We start from the raw sequence: 15,304 nt of genomic DNA, 5'->3' as shown, positions 1-15,304 counted from the left end.
TATACGTTCCAGTAAAGCTCCCCATCAACAACACCAATAGAAAAGCCAATTGTTTTGAGATTGATTGGATTAAATTGGCTAAAAGCCAGATTAAGAGAGGCTTTGAAACAAAGGTATAATTTTCTGTGACAAAAGCAATAGGACAGTATAAAAAGTAAATGGTGAATAAAAAATGGGCAGTTAAACGATTGACAGTAAATCTCACGGCAACAGAGACACAGAAATTGTCACAATACTGTGCAAAAACAGGAAGACCCATTAACGATGTGATTCGAGAATTGCTGCGTTTTTTAAAAGTTGACAGTGCAGAAGTATCGGAAATTTCGCCAGATTCTAAAGTTTCAGAATTAGCTGAGCTTCTAGTATGACTTGGAAAGAGTTGCATCCAATTTTGATTTTAAGCAACATTGTTTAGCAAAAAGGGATTTACCTGACTAAGAAAGCCATGAAGCAAGTCGAGTCGAGATTGCAGCGAAATCCACTTCTGCCAAAATGGGATATCTTGATTCAACCAATTTAGGTGGTAAATTCTTTTTCGGAAATCACCTTAGCACTTTTACTCGTTATCAAGGGGCAATTGCAATGGATTTCAAACAAGCGGGTTTATCTCTATTAGGTGGCTGGATTATCGGTGTGGTGTTTATGGCGACAAAGCTACCCGCACCTGTTCCTCCACTTATGGGGTTAATGGAGCAGCCGTTTTTACTTGGGTTGCCACAATGGAGTGATATCAAGGTTTTTAGCAGCAGATACGGCATTCTAACCTACGCCAGTACGGTTTACTCCCCTTTGGTTGTTGTAAAGTTATCGTAATATATATTCATATAAAGCAATATTTGCCCCAAATAAAAGAGTAGGTAATAAAAGCGATGAATCAACCCATTGAATTATCTTTAGAACAAGAATTTAGCCTTAGAACTTTCTCTGAGCAAGTTAAGCAGATGTCGCGTGAACAAGCTCAAGAGTTTTTGCAGATGCTGTATAAGCAGATGATGATAAGGGAAAAGACTTACCAGGAATTGCTCAAACATCAGTGGGAAGTTGGTTCAGGTTCAATTTTGGGCTAAAACAAACTTGTTCCGGTCATCTTTAAGCGACTCAGAAGATAACGAACACAAAATTGTCTTTTTCAATGGCTTGGCAATAGAGAGTATTTGCTCCAAACTGGGAAAGTGCTTGCATAACCGACTCACATTTTCGGTTTCGATGGAATAGTGAACTACTTTGGCCTACACCGCCACCAACCAATCACAGACCACAGACCTACACTCGCTCCCAAAGTTAACCCAAACCTGCCACTGCCCCAAATACCCATTCCAGTAAGGCTCACCATCAGCAACACCGACAGAAAAGCCAACTTGGGAGACTAACTCACTGTAGAAGGAACCAGCGCTATTTAGCCCAAGCTGCATTTTCACCATCAGCCCCTTCCATCCAAGAATCGCGATATTTTCTGGGGTATGTAGTGCTGTGTCACTGAGTGGTGTTGCAAAGACTATATTATTAGTGCCTGACACCACTTCAGTATTGTGCGATATGGACAGTGATGTTGTGTCAATACCTGGTGTTTGTAACTGTATATTGTTCGTGACTGACACCGACTCACTAAGAAATACTTCATCCCGATTTAACCACTGCCCAAAAATTGAATCACGCTGATCATCAGGGGCAAGAAACCGATAGACGCACTCCCGATTTTCACGTTTCCCCAACCGACCTACATAGTCCAACTTCAAGTCAATCTTGGCAAGTAGTTTCTGTGCGATCGCTACTGGGGTCAGTTTTTCCGAGATACTCACATTCAAGTAATTCTTGATAACGTGCCGATGCGTTACAGCCAGTGCCTTAAACTCCACCATCTTCTCGTCGCTGCCACGTAACTGAACGTCTGGTGTAATAAACTGCAACAGATTCAGATTTTCGAGTAACAGTACAGCAGGCAATAACTGCCCCTTGTTAAAATCCGGTTTCCAAATCGAATTTTCCCCAGCTGACAATTGTGCCTTAGCCCGTTTCGCATCACGGTTGGTCAAAAACTCTCGCCCCAGCGTCAAATAGTAGTGCATTCTCAGTTGAGGATACCAGCCGTCGTCATCTTTCTCGACTAAATCAGGGGTTACGTCAATTTCATAGCGACGGGACAATTCCGCCTTACGCTGCTGATGTCGTTGGGTTTTCGTTTTCGCCCTTGTGTCTTGCAGCTTCTTAAGTTCGGCATCAGAGATGGTTGGAGAATCCGCGATCGCCTGACACTCCGCAGCATACAATTCAACAGATGCCGCCTTAACCGACTCGATTACTGACCCACTTTCATCATCATCAGCATCCGAGGCATCGATAATGGTGTACCCATCCTCGACCAAACCCGCAAGCACCGATTCCCGATAGCGCCGCATCTCAACGTTAATCACAGAACCACGCTTACCCCAAGTCTGCAATGACTCTGGCTGGAAGTTCTGGTCAATAAAGCTGTAGTCATCATTATCCGCCGCCGACAACAGCGCAATGTTAGCCTGTGTTGCAACATGTTGACTTCTGAGTAATCCTCCGATGGATGTGGAACCATTGCCTACAACCGACATCCCCCATTCTCTGATCCAGATATGACGGTCAACAGTCTCTCTAACCCTTGCCAACATCTGACGCACGGAGTTAACCGGTTGCACTCCTTGAAATATTCCCCAAACAGCATCAAAATGTCCTCGAATATCGATGCTGACCCCAGTTTCCAAACTTGGAGAAGCGATAACCAAATCATACTGGGTGAGAATTTCGTTCAAGTGAGTGATACAACCAAAAGCCGCATGAGAGGGGTCTGCAACAGATTCGCTGTCAATCCGCAGAATCCGCAGGTGTGAAAATTTGCGGCTAAACCGTTCCTCCAATGCTTGGGTTCCCCACTTAGACTTAGCCTTTTGAGCAGAGCAACATAGTAAATGATGCCCACCAAAAGCTATCGCCTTGTCTAGCGCTGCGATGAGATTTTTCGGGTTAGTGCCAGAATAGTTGTAACAGTTTCCGGCTGCGTGCCGATAATTGTTGACGATTTAGCGATGCCTGCGGCGGGCTACGCCTACGCATCAGTAGATTACGGGAAAACGAGAACTTGGAAGAGGCAGCCCGTGCTGTGCTGAAGCATTTAGGGGAGTTGAAGCGACCGTATTTGACTGCTGTTGAAGAGAAGCTGTTGGGTTTTGTAGAGCTTGATGTGAAATTAGTAACTCACAAACAGACTGAATATTGACTGAGAGTAAGCTAGCCGCATAAAGTTAATAGTGTTAATAGTTAGAATAATTGCTCCTGGGCAATCTGCACTAAGGATTTGTGTAAAAATAATGTCCTTGGACAAGCCGCTCCGCGTCTACGCATCAGTCGAGTGTATTCCGCGATCTGCGAAACCCAATTCCCCACCCATGAATAGGAGAAAATTTGTGATGGGCAAGTATGTTATGGAGCTTAAATTTACCTGAGTGCAAGTAATAAAGCTACAGTTACTAACTCCGTGTCAATTTTTGATTGGATTTGCATTTGACGTGTTTGGATGGCTTCAGTAAAAATGTTTATCATTTCAAAATTACTGGAGCAAACTCTCAACTTAGATTTAGTTGGATAATTAATATCTTTCTCAACCGCAGTCATTTCTGGAGAGAATAAAGCTTGACAGTCAAGATACTGACTAAATTGACTAGAGACAGTGGAGTAATTATTGCTTTGGGAATTGGACTCGCCAGTGTATGTCCAATCAATAAAAGCAACTTGAGGAAATTCAGCACGGAGTAGAGGGAGGAAGTAATAGGCGATTTCTGTGTGAGAAATTACAACAATATCAATTTGACGAGATTGGATAATGTAGCGGATAAAAGCCAACCAATATACTTCATCTAAGAAATTAGGTAGATGAAATATGTCTGGTGTGAGGCGATAAAAAGAATCATACCAAGGATGCTCTGATTTTAAGGTTGTGGCGATCGCCATTTCATAACCCTCTTTTTCCAGTAGCGTCACTAAGTCCAGATGAAATTGATCAACATTGCTATTGGAGAGGGAAGGAAAGAAAAATAGCAAGCGTTTCCCAGAATTGTCGCGCTTAAGGGAGTTTTGTCCGGCTATTTTATATTTGAGTTGCTGCGGGTTAAGTGATTGACGGTTGAGAGAAATATTTGCAGTCGGGGTACTGCTAAAAAAATCATGGTAGCGCGACTGGATTAATTCAGTTACTCGCTTGAGTTCCCAAGGATCTTGCTCTAAAGAGTTAATACTGCGATTGCACTCTAAATATTCAGGAATTGTCCATCCAAGTTGTTGATTGGCGATCGCTTTTAGCCACCGTTCCCAATCCGCATATAACTTTAAGTCTGCGTCAAATCCCCCTAGTTGCTCAAAATCAACTTTGCGATACAGCAATCCTCCCTTTAACTGATTTTCATGGAAGAATGAAGCAGGTTGGCTAAAGCCATGATTCCACCAGTATTCCTGTGCTTGAAAGACAGCAGAGTAGGAGTTAACGAAGGAAAATGTGGGATGGGTTTCTAAGAACAGAACACTTTTTTCGATATATGTAGGGTCAAAAATGTCAACTAAATTAATAAAAAATAAATATTTGCCTTCAGCTTGAGCGATCGCTGTGTTGCGTCCTGCTGCGTCACCTTGTTGATTAGAATGAGAGAGGACTTTTATTTTGTTCGTTCTTTGAGACAATGACTCAATGAATGCTACTGCATCGGCGTTTGTCAAGCCGTCATTGACAATAATCCATTCAAAATTTTGCCAGGTTTGGTTAATTACACTTCTGTAGGTAGTTTCAAAATACTGATAGTCGTTAGGAAACACAGAAATAATCGAAACTACAGGAGCTTTAGAAGCTTCGGGCTGAAAAAATCTCACTTTTTGACTAGCAATCAGAGCCACAAAATCTCGAATCCGAGTGTCGGAGTTAACTTGATTTGCTAACACAAGCGGGTCAGGTTTTTTCCCACCGAGAAGCCGTTTAAATTTTAACCAAGCACTGCGGAGTTGCCAAAACTTACTCGCAGACATCATCGTACTGAAAGATTGCCATCGTTCCCACTCCAACTCAGCTTTTTGTGTCCTCAGCATCCATGTCTGCCATTGAGCCTCTAGCCAGTCTTTTCCAGCTTGTAGCTGCTGATTCCAAGCTTGCACGCTTTTTAGAGTTTCTTGGGTTTGTGTGAGTTCGTCTTGAATTTGCTGTGCAGTTAGCATCCAAGCCTGAGACTGAGGAGATAAATTTTGGTTATTTTGATGAGTAAAGTGCCATACTTTATCTGAGTTTTGCTGTTGCAGAAGTTGTTCAATACCTGTCAGCAGGAAATTAAGCTGGCGTTGATTCCACTTACTAGGCTCAATTTGATACAAGTATTGACGCAGATAATACCGTTCTTTAGCTAGATTTACAGGATTAGTTATTGATGTAGAATTGCCAGTGGCATAGAGAGGATAAGGGTAGTAAGCAATTTCTTTACCAGTGGCGATCGCTGCTGCTAAGATGTGCCAATTGAGAGCGAACAATCCTCTCTCTGGCGAGTAACGAAATTCTTGCAGCAGTTTGAGAGCAAATAACGCAGATATATCTTGGTTGTGGTTAAACTCCAGCAATTTGAGCAAGCAACCATCGATGAAGGCGTAGTTTACCGCCGCAGGCATCGCTTTTAGTTCTCCATCCGCTTGAAGTGTAACTTGCGGACATACTACCACATCTGCATTCGATGCGATCGCAGCCATCACTAACTTTTCTAGCATATCTGGTAAGGCAATATGTTCCACAGCTAACTGTAAAACATACTCTCCTGCTGCTAACTCGACTAAGTAGTTATAACTTTCTCCCAAACTCCAGTTAACATCTAAATTTAAATATTTATAGCTAGGAAACTTAGTTTGAGCTTGAGTAATTATTTCTTGTAAATACTCATCAATTGATTCTCGATACCCGATAATCACATCAAAATTGTTATAAGTTTGGGTGGCAAGACTTTCTAGACACTCTAATATAGTATTTACTGTGTGCCAGCAGACAATAGCAATTGTAACTTTAGGAGTTTGAGGTTCTTTAGGAGCGGCATTAATAAAGGCTTGACTCATATATTCTAATCTTTGGTTCAGCAAGCGTTGATTTACTTGTTCTAAAACTTCATATTGGGGAATTAATGGTTTTTTAGGATAAGCATTAATTGCCTCGTTTATAGTTTGAGCGAGGGAATGGGAATTTTCTGGGTGAAACCAACGCACGCAGTCAGAACGTTCAACTAAATTTAAAGTTTCTTGGAATCCCCCCGTATCTGAAACCACTAAACTAACGGGTAACTGTCCCATTTCTAATCCCGTATTGGGAAAGTTTTCTTGTAGGCTTGTCAGGCAAACAATTGGGTGATTTAATTCAGTAATAAATTTAATCGCTTCTTGACTAGATAAATTTGGTATTAAGTTGTAGGCTATGTGACTATTAAGTTGTTGTTCGATATACTGCTGACTGTCTAGATGTTGTAGTTGGGACGATTGTAGGGGAATAATTTTTCCGATAAAAATAATCTGAATTCTCTCAACTAAAATAGGATTCAGTAATTTGATTGCTTCTACAAAAGTGCAAAGTCCTTTTCTCTCTTCCAAACGACTGAAAAAGACAACGGGTATTTTATCTATATTAAGATTATTTTGATTTGCGAATCCCTCACTTTTACACTGCTGATTTATAGTAGGTACAAAGTATGGTAAATGCTTGGACTGGGATGTTTTCCAACCATAACTTTCTAATTTTGACTTGAGGAAGTATGAAGGAAAGTAAGCTACATCTGCATTCTCATAGGAAAATTGCTCGTAGTGGTAAGCTTGCCAAAACCATTGGGGTTGCTCTAGAGTATATTTACTATTAACCTCGCGCAGCCATTCAAAGCATCCATGAGCAGTAACACCCGTGAGACAACTGTTACCCAGCAATCCAGTTTTCTTAGCTTGAATTGTGCGGTAGCCGAACCCCCAAATGTCGGGAAACTCTACATAAACTACTGCATCTGGTAAGCTAGCCATGACTGCTTGAGTGAAGAATAAACAACAGAAACTCTGATAGTTAAAGCTATTGTTAATTGCATCTTGCTGCGTTGTAGCTAAAATTTGATAATGAATTGGTTGAAGATTTAAAACCTGTTTTATTTCGTGAGTAGAAAATACGCAATCTACATCAGGGAAGCTTGCTTCTCCTTGGAAATCAGCTTCAGTTTGACAAAGAAGCAGGATGATGTACCAACCATCAGATTTAAGTTTTTGACTTAAAGTTGTATAGTAAGTGCCTATACCGCCATTTTGAGAAAAACCTTCAAATTCATTGCTAACGAGGATTGCTACTTTTTGAGGGGAGGGGTTAAGTTTTTCTGAAAACTGAGGTCGAAAGTTTATTTCAAAGCCTTCCCAATTAGGAATTTTACGCATTTTAGAATAATTTCGCTAAATTAATAGCATTAATGTCTTTTAATTAACAACTGCATTTAGGTATATTTAAATTGTAAATTTAAATACCTGTTGCTGATTGAACTTAGAGAAAGTATACTACTTCAAAAGCATAAATTTTTAACCAACATGGTAGGTAAATGCTTGACAGTATACACTTTCACTCCCTACCAACTCTGTTTCAAGAGTATTTTTTTACAATTATTAATTTTTTCCAGATGTAGCTAAAAGTATCAACTCTCTTGGAGATATGGATTAAAGAAATTATAAGAAATGTAAAAAAATATACACAATTATGAATAAAAGCTAAAAAATCAAAAGGTGCGTTGAAATCTATGATTCGATTGCTAGTAACCGGGGGGATCATTCCAAATGTGTGAAAGCATAAATCGTGAGAAACCAGATCGCCGAGTTCTTTAATAGCTCGGCGATCTGAATCCTAAGCAATCGCTCTTAATTCTCAACTTAGCGCCTCTGTGTTGAGTCGAATACAGACCTAACAAGAACAGCCCCTTCCCTACTAGCGTTGGGGAGTAAGATTCAAAGCCTCTCTCCTTTTAGGCTATCCATTAGTCACATCTTTCTTTACAATCTTATAACCCTTGTTTTGTAAGCATCTTGGACACTGAGGTATCAGGCATACTTGACAAATTGACTCTTAATAATTTCGCGAAAATTAGGTTTTTATTGAGAATTAACAACGGACGAATAAGGGTTATAAAAACATGAGTGAATACTCTGGCAAATGTTAAGAAAGATCCGGGTAATGGATAGCCTAAAAGGAGAGAAGTCAGACTGTATTGCATACAAACGAAAAGCTCTATAAATTCTCACTAAATTATTTGTAATGCTATCTCCTTCTGCAACTGTGATTATCTGTACTGTAGACAGGTGTAAGTTTCTCTCAAGAGTGATGAGCGCTGTTTCTCTATGGCGATTTTCCTTTCAAGAGCTAATTTTAGTGGTTGGCCCAGCACAAGATGATACAGAGTTAGTTTTATTAGAATACAAGGATATTATTAATCAGGTTATTTTTACTGAGCAACGAAATGTGAGTGTGGCTAGAAACTTAGGTTTGAAAGCTGCAACAGGAGACATTATTTTTTATCTAGATGACGATGTTATTCCTCCCGACAATTGGATAGATTTACATTTACAAATTTACCAAGAACAGGGAGCTAGTTGTGGTTGTGTGGGTGGAGCAGTTATAGATAAAACTCAACAAAATTTTTCTTTACAATTTGCTAGAGGTGTCAATAGCTGTTTGAGCGAATCTCGACCAGTTCTTTCGGTTACAGAGACAACTAGATATATATCCAGCCCTCAATGGTTTTGCGGTGTAATGGGAGCCAATGCTTCATATAAACGAGAAGCTTTAGTTAAAATTGGCTATTTTGATGAGTTTTTTGAATATTTTTTAGAAGAAACTGATGTTTGTTTGCGTTTGCTGGAAGCTGGTTACATGGTTCATCATACAGATGTGGTTGTAGAACACTATGTGCAACCTAGTCATAATCGTCGCGATCGCCAACATCTCACTTGTTGGTATTCCTTAGCTAAAAATACTACCTATTTTGCTTTAAAACATGGTTGGCAAAAGCTACCTTTAGCAATGTTTTTAATCCGTCTGACTTTCCTGCTTATCTACCGTTGTTTGTTAAGGATTTTACGCCTTAAGTTTACTCACAATCTGCCTTTTTCTTTGTTGTTTCAATACATTCAAGAGTCGATTGTAGGTGTTCGTCACGGTTGGGAGGCTGGAATGAAATTGTATAATTCTAAAGATTGCAAAAATGGGAGAGTGAGAGTGAAGTTAGACTGAAATTAATATTGCTTACCTTATATTTTGTACCAGGCGACTAGAAGTCCCGGCTGCACAGGCAAAACCCGCCGACGAGGGTTTCAAAGCGATCGCGCTGCCAAATCATCCAGAACGGTCGAAATCATTGCCATTCCCTCACCCGCACTGGATGTTAATTTACAACTGTATAAATTTTGCTCTGGTTGATATTGTATGGAGTTTCTGGAATAGTCATGTTATTCGCTAGAGGTGCTAAGAGTGAATTTTTCATGGAATGAAAAGCAAATTGAAATTAAAGAAAATGTAATTGAATTTTGTCAAACGACATTAATAGAAAATATTTTTCAGCTAGAGCAACAAGAAGAATTCAACATAGAAGGTTGGAAAAAATGTGGAGAGTGGGGAATTATGGGCTTGCTAATTTCCCAAGAATATGGGGGAAAAGAATTAGACACCCTCACGACTATTTATGCTTTAGAAGGTTTGGGATACGGTTGCAAAGATAACGGCTTGCTTTTCTCAATTGCTGCTCACACATGGGCTTGCGAACTTCCCATTTTGACGTTTGGTACTCCCGAACAAAAACTCAAGTATCTTCCCAAACTTGCTAAAGGCGAATTAATTGGTGGTCATGCGGTAACTGAGCCAGAGGCAGGTTCAGATGTTTACAGCCTGCAAACTACTGCCCAAAGAAAGGGAGATAAGTATCTTTTAAATGGTAGAAAAATGTTTGTTACTAATGGGGCGATCGCCAACCTAATCCTAGTCTTTGCCACCCTAGATCCGGAGCGAGGAAAAAGGGGGATTACTTGTTTTTTAGTAGAAAAAGATTTTCCGGGTTTTATTGTCAAAAAAAAGATGTCAAAAATGGGGTTGAGAACGGCACAAATGTCCGAATTATTTCTAGATAACTGTGAAGTACCCGCCGCTAACTTGCTGGGAAAAGAAGGTGGAGGAATGGCTGTATTTAGTCACAGCATAGAATGGGAGCGTGGTTTCATCCTTGCTAGTGCTATTGGCACTATGGAAAGATTACTTGAGCAATGCATTCAATATGCCAAACATCGACAGCAATTTCAACAGCCAATCGGGAAATTTCAATTGGTTGCTAGTAAGCTTGTGGATATGAAGATGCGACTGGAAACAGCTAGAAGTTTATTGTATAAGTTTGGCTGGTTAAAACAAACAGGTAAATCTGCATTTATGGAAGCAGCGATGGCAAAACTTTATATTAGCGAATCTTGGGTACAATCCTGTTTAGATGCCATTCAAATTCATGGGGGATATGGTTATTTAATGGAACTAGGCTTGGAACGAGAGTTACGAGATGCTTTGGGCAGTCGGCTGTATTCAGGAACCTCTGAAATTCAGTATCAGATTATTGCTCAATTTATGGGATTGTAAATCTGACTTTTCCCGTTATCTTTTTGGCGAAATGATCGCTTACGATGTACCGATACCAAAGTCCTATTCTCTGGTTGCCCATTATCATTAAATATAAATTTTTGAGAATTTATCCGGGCTGAAAACCCTTACTATTTCGATGTTTCTAGACTTAATGCTAAAAGTCAGTATAAAAGGATGTTTGAAAAGTTCTCTTGTCGGTAGCAAAACGTTCTAGATCCCCCTAAATCCCCCAATAAATTGGGGGACTTTGATTCCGGTCCCCCCTTTTCAAGGGGGGTTAGGGGGGATCTGAAAGTGCCTAAAGTCACAGTGAAACACTTGTTCATTCAACCTCTTATTAATCCGTAACTTATTAAACTTGATTGTTAATGTCCAATCTCCAACAAGATATTTTAGAAATCAGTGCCAAGCAACACCCAGATAAAGAAGCGGTTATTTATAAAAACACTGCCATAACATATCGAGAGCTAGACATAGTTTCTAATCAATTAGCTTTGCTTCTGAAAAGCATTGGTGTCGAAAAAGGCGATCGCATCGGGATCTATCTCAACAAATCGATTGAAGCGGTAGCGGCAATTTTCGGCATTCTCAAAGCCGGTGCTGTATACGTTCCTCTTGATCCATCTGCTCCCGTTCGGCGCGTTGCATCTATTATTCAGGATTGCCAGATCGAGGTGTTAATATCTACTGCTAAAAAAATTGCCAGTTTAAAGCAGGTATTACCAAAACTCGCTCCCGTTCGGTGGGTAATCATTGTCGGTGAGAATACCTTTCAGATTTCAGGAACAGTCGAAAGTTTTATCAGTTGGCAGGATGTATTGCAAGCACCTTTATCTCCTTTACCTGTCAACGAAGTAACTGAAATCGATATAGCTTATATTTTATATACTTCAGGCTCGACTGGAACTCCAAAAGGAGTAACGATTAATCATGGGGCGGCGTTGAACTTTGTTAATTGGTCTAGTGAATGTTTTCAGGTAAGTTATAGCGATCGCGTTTCCAATCACGCTCCTCTGCACTTCGATCTATCAGTTTTCGATATTTTTACCACACTGAAAGCTGGCGGTACTGTAATTATCGTTCCCGAAAAATTAACAATTTTTCCGCTTGACTTAGCTAGATTTATTGCTGAACAAAAAATAACAATTTGGTACTCGGTTCCTTCGTCCCTCATCCAATTGGTTTTGCATGGTAATTTACCAGGATATGACTTCTCCAATTTAAGAGCAATTTTATTTGCAGGTGAAGTTTTTCCGATTAAATATTTGCGGCAGCTGATGGAATGCATATCGCAGGCAAAATATTATAATCTTTACGGGCCTACGGAAACGAATGTTTGTACTTATTATCCAGTTGAGAAGATTCCCGATGAATCGAGTGCAACCTTGCCTATTGGTAAAGCCTGTGCAGAAAATGAGGTATTTGCTGTCAACGACAGGGGAGAAATAGCAACGGTTGGGGAAGTGGGAGAACTTTACGTGCGAGGGCGATCGCTGATGAATGGTTATTGGGGGCGATTAGATGTGACTGAGGAGGTTTTGGTATCCTGTTCGTTCGATATGCCCTCTCAGTCAACAACGGGAAAGCAAAGAGAGGAGTTCGTTTACAGAACTGGCGATTTAGTGAGGCAAGAACCAAATGGAAATTACATATTTTTAGGTCGTCGCGATCGCACTATAAAAAGTCGCGGTTATCGAATCGATTTAGGAGAAATAGAGACGACATTATACAACCATCCTCAAGTAGCAGAGGTAGCAGTCGTAGCTATTCCTGACGAACAGTTTGGTCAGATTATCAAAGCTGTTGTGGTTTACCACGATATTTTACAAAAGCAGGATTTAGCGAGTTTCTGCTCGAAATATTTACCGAAGTATATGATTCCTGCTGTTATAGAGATTCGGGCAGCTTTGCCAAAAACTTCCACTGGGAAAGTCGATCGTAAATTACTTTGAGAGCTAAGATTATGCCAGCAGAACGCTATACAGAACAAGATGTGGAAGAAATCCTCAAAAACCAGATAAGCAAAGAATTTATGTACGATAAGCCAGAAATAATTTTAGATAATGAGTCACTTCTAATTGAGGAAGAAATCATTGATTCTCTAGGAATTTTTGTATTGATTAGTTTTATAGAAGAACAGTTTCATATTAAAATCAATCCAGATGAGGTATTGTTAGATAATTTTGAGAATATCGATACTATTAAATCCTTAGTGATGTCCAAACTTGGGAGTATTGAAGCATGAACATCCCCCAGCAGTGTGATGTAGTGATAATTGGCGGCGGACCAGCAGGTTCGACAGCTGCCACATTTTTAAGCCAGAAGGGATACGATGTAGTTTTGCTGGAGCGGCACAAGCACCCGCGCCATCATATAGGAGAAAATACGATTCCTCAATTTTGGAAGTATACTGATTTAGCTCAAGTAAGCGACAAAATTGCTGCTGAAGGATTTATTCAGAAAGCGGGGGGTACAACCTTTTGGAATGGTCGAATTCGACAAATTGATTTTAAGGATTTCGGTTACTCACGCCAAGGACTGCACGTTGAAAGAGACCGATTTGATTTAATATTACTGGAAAATGCTAGAGAGAAGGGAGTACAAATTTTTGAAGAAGTGTCGGTTTTATCAGTTGATTTACAAGATGGGCAACAAGAGCAAAGCCTCACCTACCGTCTACTCCAAGACAAAACTTTAGGTAAGATAACCTGTCGCTTTATTGTTGATGCAAGCGGTCAAAATGCTGTGATAGCGAAACAAATGGGCATCCGCACTATCGACAAAGATTTTCGGTTTATGAGTTTGTGGGGATACTTTAAGAACTCCAAGTATATTGGTTTCGATGGCAAAGCTCATTCAGTGGAAAATTTGCGAACAATTTTACCAACTACATTTATTTGTTCTTTTGCTGAGACGGGAAATTGGGGATGGTCTTGGCATATACCTCTGAGGGAAAGTACCAGTGTCGGCTTAGTTCTTCCTCTGGAATTTATGAAAACCGTTCAATTGAACGGTGGTTCTTGGGAGTCTTATTTTCGACAAAAATGTTGTGAAATACCGATTCTAGAAGACCTGTTAGCAAATGCCCAATTCTGCGAAGGCAGTTTTGGTAAAATTCAGGATTATTCCTATCGCTCGACTCAGTTAGCGGGGCCGGGATTTTTCCTGATTGGTGATGCTGCTGGATTTATAGATCCGATTTTCTCGATCGGCATTGTTTTAGGAATGTATTCTGCTTACACTGCGACTTGGGCGATTGACCGCAGTTTTAAAAATCCTAGTTCTTTGGTTCATAATCAAGCACTGTTTAGCAGCCAGCTTCAAGGAAGGTTAGAAGTGGCTCGTTCTTTAGCACTTCCACACTATCAGTCAGGCGATCGCGCCTGCGATCTGGCAAAAACCACTATTCAAATGGAAAGGGCTTTAGAACAAGAATTGATGGCAACCTGGTCTACAATGACGACCAGACCTGAGAACTTTCAGGCGATCGCCACCAGCCTGAACGGAAGAGAAATTAATTCTAATAAATTCAGGGTTATTGAAGAAATGATCTGAGAAATATTAGAATTCAAGTCAGAAGAAAGATTGCGGAAGGAAGCGATCGCCTACATAAAAGCTACCTTCACACCAGTGTTTGAGATTACCGAAATAAAAACAACTGTTATCGAGCGAAGCCCCCCCGACGAATTAGCACCAGCATTGGCAGTTTGGATGATGCGAAAGGAAGACCAGGAGGAAAGTAGAAAAACATGGAAACAACAACAACAGGTCAAGATGGGGGATAAACCAACCATCCGTATTTTGGTCAAAGGCGATCGTGATGCCATTGATTCTCTACTTCCCACAACACAAGGAGGAAAAAAGTTAGATAAAAGTTTACAAGATTTAATTAATGAAAAATCCGATCGCGCTTTTCAAATTGAAATTATCTACGAACCCGGTGGACGTTCCGACCTTTGGTTGCAACAGTTGGGAGAAATTCCCTTCTTAAATGAATGCCACGCTTTTGAACAATTAGGTAGCTTCCCATGTAAGCAGCTAGAAACCCTGTTAACGGGACAATCTCCTACTTCTTTGCTAGCAGCAGATATCGATATTATCGTCTTTTCTACCCAGGCAGAGATTACCAAAAATTTATGGCAACATAGCCAAACAGGGTATCTCATCGATATTCCTGAAGATTGGGAACAGCAACTATCTGAGGCGGAAAAACAGGAGTTTCAACAGCATTTTTCTCCCACAGGCTTATTATCTACCGAGCAATCTCAAGCCAATTTTAGCCAGCTTATTCAACTGCTGAAAGAAAAAACAGGTGCGTATATTATCTGTTATAACTGTTGCGATTTCGATCCGAGCGATCGCACTACCAATTATCATAACATCGGCGAAACCTTACGCCAGAGAATTCAAAAGTTAAATTTAGCTTTACTCAAGCTTTCCATGCAAGAAGGAATTTCTCTTATTGATGTTGAATCACTTTTAGCTGAACTGGGTGCAGCACAGCACGTTACTAGAGGATTAGATTATTCACCTGAAGCTTATCAGGTTATCTGCCAAGAATTTTTACGAGTCATAACAGATGTAGGTTTTTTTGAAAATCGCCCTTTACTTAAGCAAATCGGACGTAGGAAAGATTAA

12 protein-coding genes and 1 pseudogene are annotated in these 15,304 nt (G+C 40.2%); 11 read left to right on the top strand and 2 right to left on the bottom strand.

The annotated features are described in order from the left end of the window. Window positions 1-158: 158 nt before the first annotated feature. From HWQ42_RS27600 to HWQ42_RS27590, 3 genes are all read left to right on the top strand, one after another. Entirely contained in the window at window positions 159-368 is a 210-nt protein-coding gene (locus HWQ42_RS27600) for a CopG family transcriptional regulator (RefSeq protein WP_292817513.1), read from the top strand. Window positions 369-492: 124 nt separating this feature from the next. Next, window positions 493-813 (top strand): hypothetical protein, encoded by a 321-nt coding sequence (locus tag HWQ42_RS27595; protein WP_292817511.1) that lies wholly within the window; start codon window positions 493-495, stop codon window positions 811-813. A gap of 56 nt (window positions 814-869) precedes the next feature. Beyond that, window positions 870-1,067 (top strand): NblA/ycf18 family protein, encoded by a 198-nt coding sequence (locus HWQ42_RS27590; protein WP_292817510.1) that lies wholly within the window; start codon window positions 870-872, stop codon window positions 1,065-1,067. Between the two features lie 162 nt (window positions 1,068-1,229). Here the strand turns inward: HWQ42_RS27590 and HWQ42_RS27585 are convergent. Then, window positions 1,230-3,047: pseudogene (locus HWQ42_RS27585) on the bottom strand (plasmid replication protein, CyRepA1 family); the annotation flags it as partial. 59 nt (window positions 3,048-3,106) lie between these two features. Between HWQ42_RS27585 and HWQ42_RS27580 the strand changes: the two are divergent. Continuing rightward, window positions 3,107-3,244 (top strand): hypothetical protein, encoded by a 138-nt coding sequence (locus HWQ42_RS27580; protein WP_292817508.1) that lies wholly within the window; start codon window positions 3,107-3,109, stop codon window positions 3,242-3,244. A gap of 218 nt (window positions 3,245-3,462) precedes the next feature. Here HWQ42_RS27580 and HWQ42_RS27575 read toward each other — a convergent pair whose 3' ends face one another. Next, window positions 3,463-7,440: a glycosyltransferase gene (locus HWQ42_RS27575; RefSeq protein WP_292817506.1), complete on the bottom strand. Its 3,978-nt coding sequence runs from the start codon at window positions 7,438-7,440 to the stop codon at window positions 3,463-3,465. Window positions 7,441-8,305: 865 nt separating this feature from the next. Between HWQ42_RS27575 and HWQ42_RS27570 the strand changes: the two genes are divergently transcribed. The 7 genes from HWQ42_RS27570 to HWQ42_RS27540 all read left to right on the top strand — a co-directional run bounded on the left by HWQ42_RS27570 (window position 8,306) and on the right by HWQ42_RS27540 (window position 15,304). Next, window positions 8,306-9,280, top strand: a complete 975-nt coding sequence (locus HWQ42_RS27570) for a glycosyltransferase family 2 protein (protein WP_292817504.1) — start codon at window positions 8,306-8,308, stop codon at window positions 9,278-9,280. 24 nt (window positions 9,281-9,304) lie between these two features. Next, window positions 9,305-9,466, top strand: coding sequence for a hypothetical protein (locus HWQ42_RS27565; RefSeq protein ID WP_292817502.1), 162 nt, complete (start codon window positions 9,305-9,307; stop codon window positions 9,464-9,466). 51 nt (window positions 9,467-9,517) lie between these two features. Then, a complete protein-coding gene (locus tag HWQ42_RS27560) occupies window positions 9,518-10,663 on the top strand; it encodes an acyl-CoA dehydrogenase family protein (protein ID WP_292817500.1) in 1,146 nt (381 codons plus the stop codon). Between the two features lie 371 nt (window positions 10,664-11,034). Beyond that, window positions 11,035-12,618 carry an amino acid adenylation domain-containing protein gene (locus tag HWQ42_RS27555; protein WP_292817498.1) on the top strand — a complete coding sequence of 528 codons (1,584 nt, stop codon included), beginning with the start codon at window positions 11,035-11,037 and terminating at the stop codon, window positions 12,616-12,618. 11 nt (window positions 12,619-12,629) lie between these two features. Next, window positions 12,630-12,911 carry an acyl carrier protein gene (locus HWQ42_RS27550; RefSeq protein WP_292817496.1) on the top strand — a complete coding sequence of 94 codons (282 nt, stop codon included), beginning with the start codon at window positions 12,630-12,632 and terminating at the stop codon, window positions 12,909-12,911. Beyond that, window positions 12,908-14,221 carry an NAD(P)/FAD-dependent oxidoreductase gene (locus HWQ42_RS27545; protein WP_292817494.1) on the top strand — a complete coding sequence of 438 codons (1,314 nt, stop codon included), beginning with the start codon at window positions 12,908-12,910 and terminating at the stop codon, window positions 14,219-14,221. The genes HWQ42_RS27550 and HWQ42_RS27545 overlap by 4 nt, the downstream gene beginning before the upstream one ends. Window positions 14,222-14,251: 30 nt before the next feature. Continuing rightward, window positions 14,252-15,304 (top strand): hypothetical protein, encoded by a 1,053-nt coding sequence (locus HWQ42_RS27540; protein ID WP_292817492.1) that lies wholly within the window; start codon window positions 14,252-14,254, stop codon window positions 15,302-15,304.

Origin of the sequence: Nostoc sp. JL23 (assembly GCF_017115065.1) — a bacterium.
GTDB lineage: Bacteria > Cyanobacteriota > Cyanobacteriia > Cyanobacteriales > Nostocaceae > Nostoc > Nostoc punctiforme_A.
Note: the sequence above shows the minus strand (reverse complement) of the source record. Positions and strands in the feature narration are given on the sequence as shown.

Excerpts from the sequence above, each read along its gene's own strand:
- HWQ42_RS27555 (WP_292817498.1), top strand. The coding sequence starts at position 11,035 with ATGTCCAATCTCCAACAAGATATTTTAGAAATCAGTGCCAAGCAACAC.
- HWQ42_RS27600 (WP_292817513.1), top strand. The coding sequence starts at position 159 with ATGGTGAATAAAAAATGGGCAGTTAAACGATTGACAGTAAATCTCACG.
- HWQ42_RS27590 (WP_292817510.1), top strand. The coding sequence starts at position 870 with ATGAATCAACCCATTGAATTATCTTTAGAACAAGAATTTAGCCTTAGA.
- HWQ42_RS27595 (WP_292817511.1), top strand. The coding sequence starts at position 493 with ATGGGATATCTTGATTCAACCAATTTAGGTGGTAAATTCTTTTTCGGA.
- HWQ42_RS27550 (WP_292817496.1), top strand. The coding sequence starts at position 12,630 with ATGCCAGCAGAACGCTATACAGAACAAGATGTGGAAGAAATCCTCAAA.
- HWQ42_RS27570 (WP_292817504.1), top strand. The coding sequence starts at position 8,306 with ATGCTATCTCCTTCTGCAACTGTGATTATCTGTACTGTAGACAGGTGT.
- HWQ42_RS27575 (WP_292817506.1), bottom strand. The coding sequence starts at position 7,440 with ATGCGTAAAATTCCTAATTGGGAAGGCTTTGAAATAAACTTTCGACCT.
- HWQ42_RS27545 (WP_292817494.1), top strand. The coding sequence starts at position 12,908 with ATGAACATCCCCCAGCAGTGTGATGTAGTGATAATTGGCGGCGGACCA.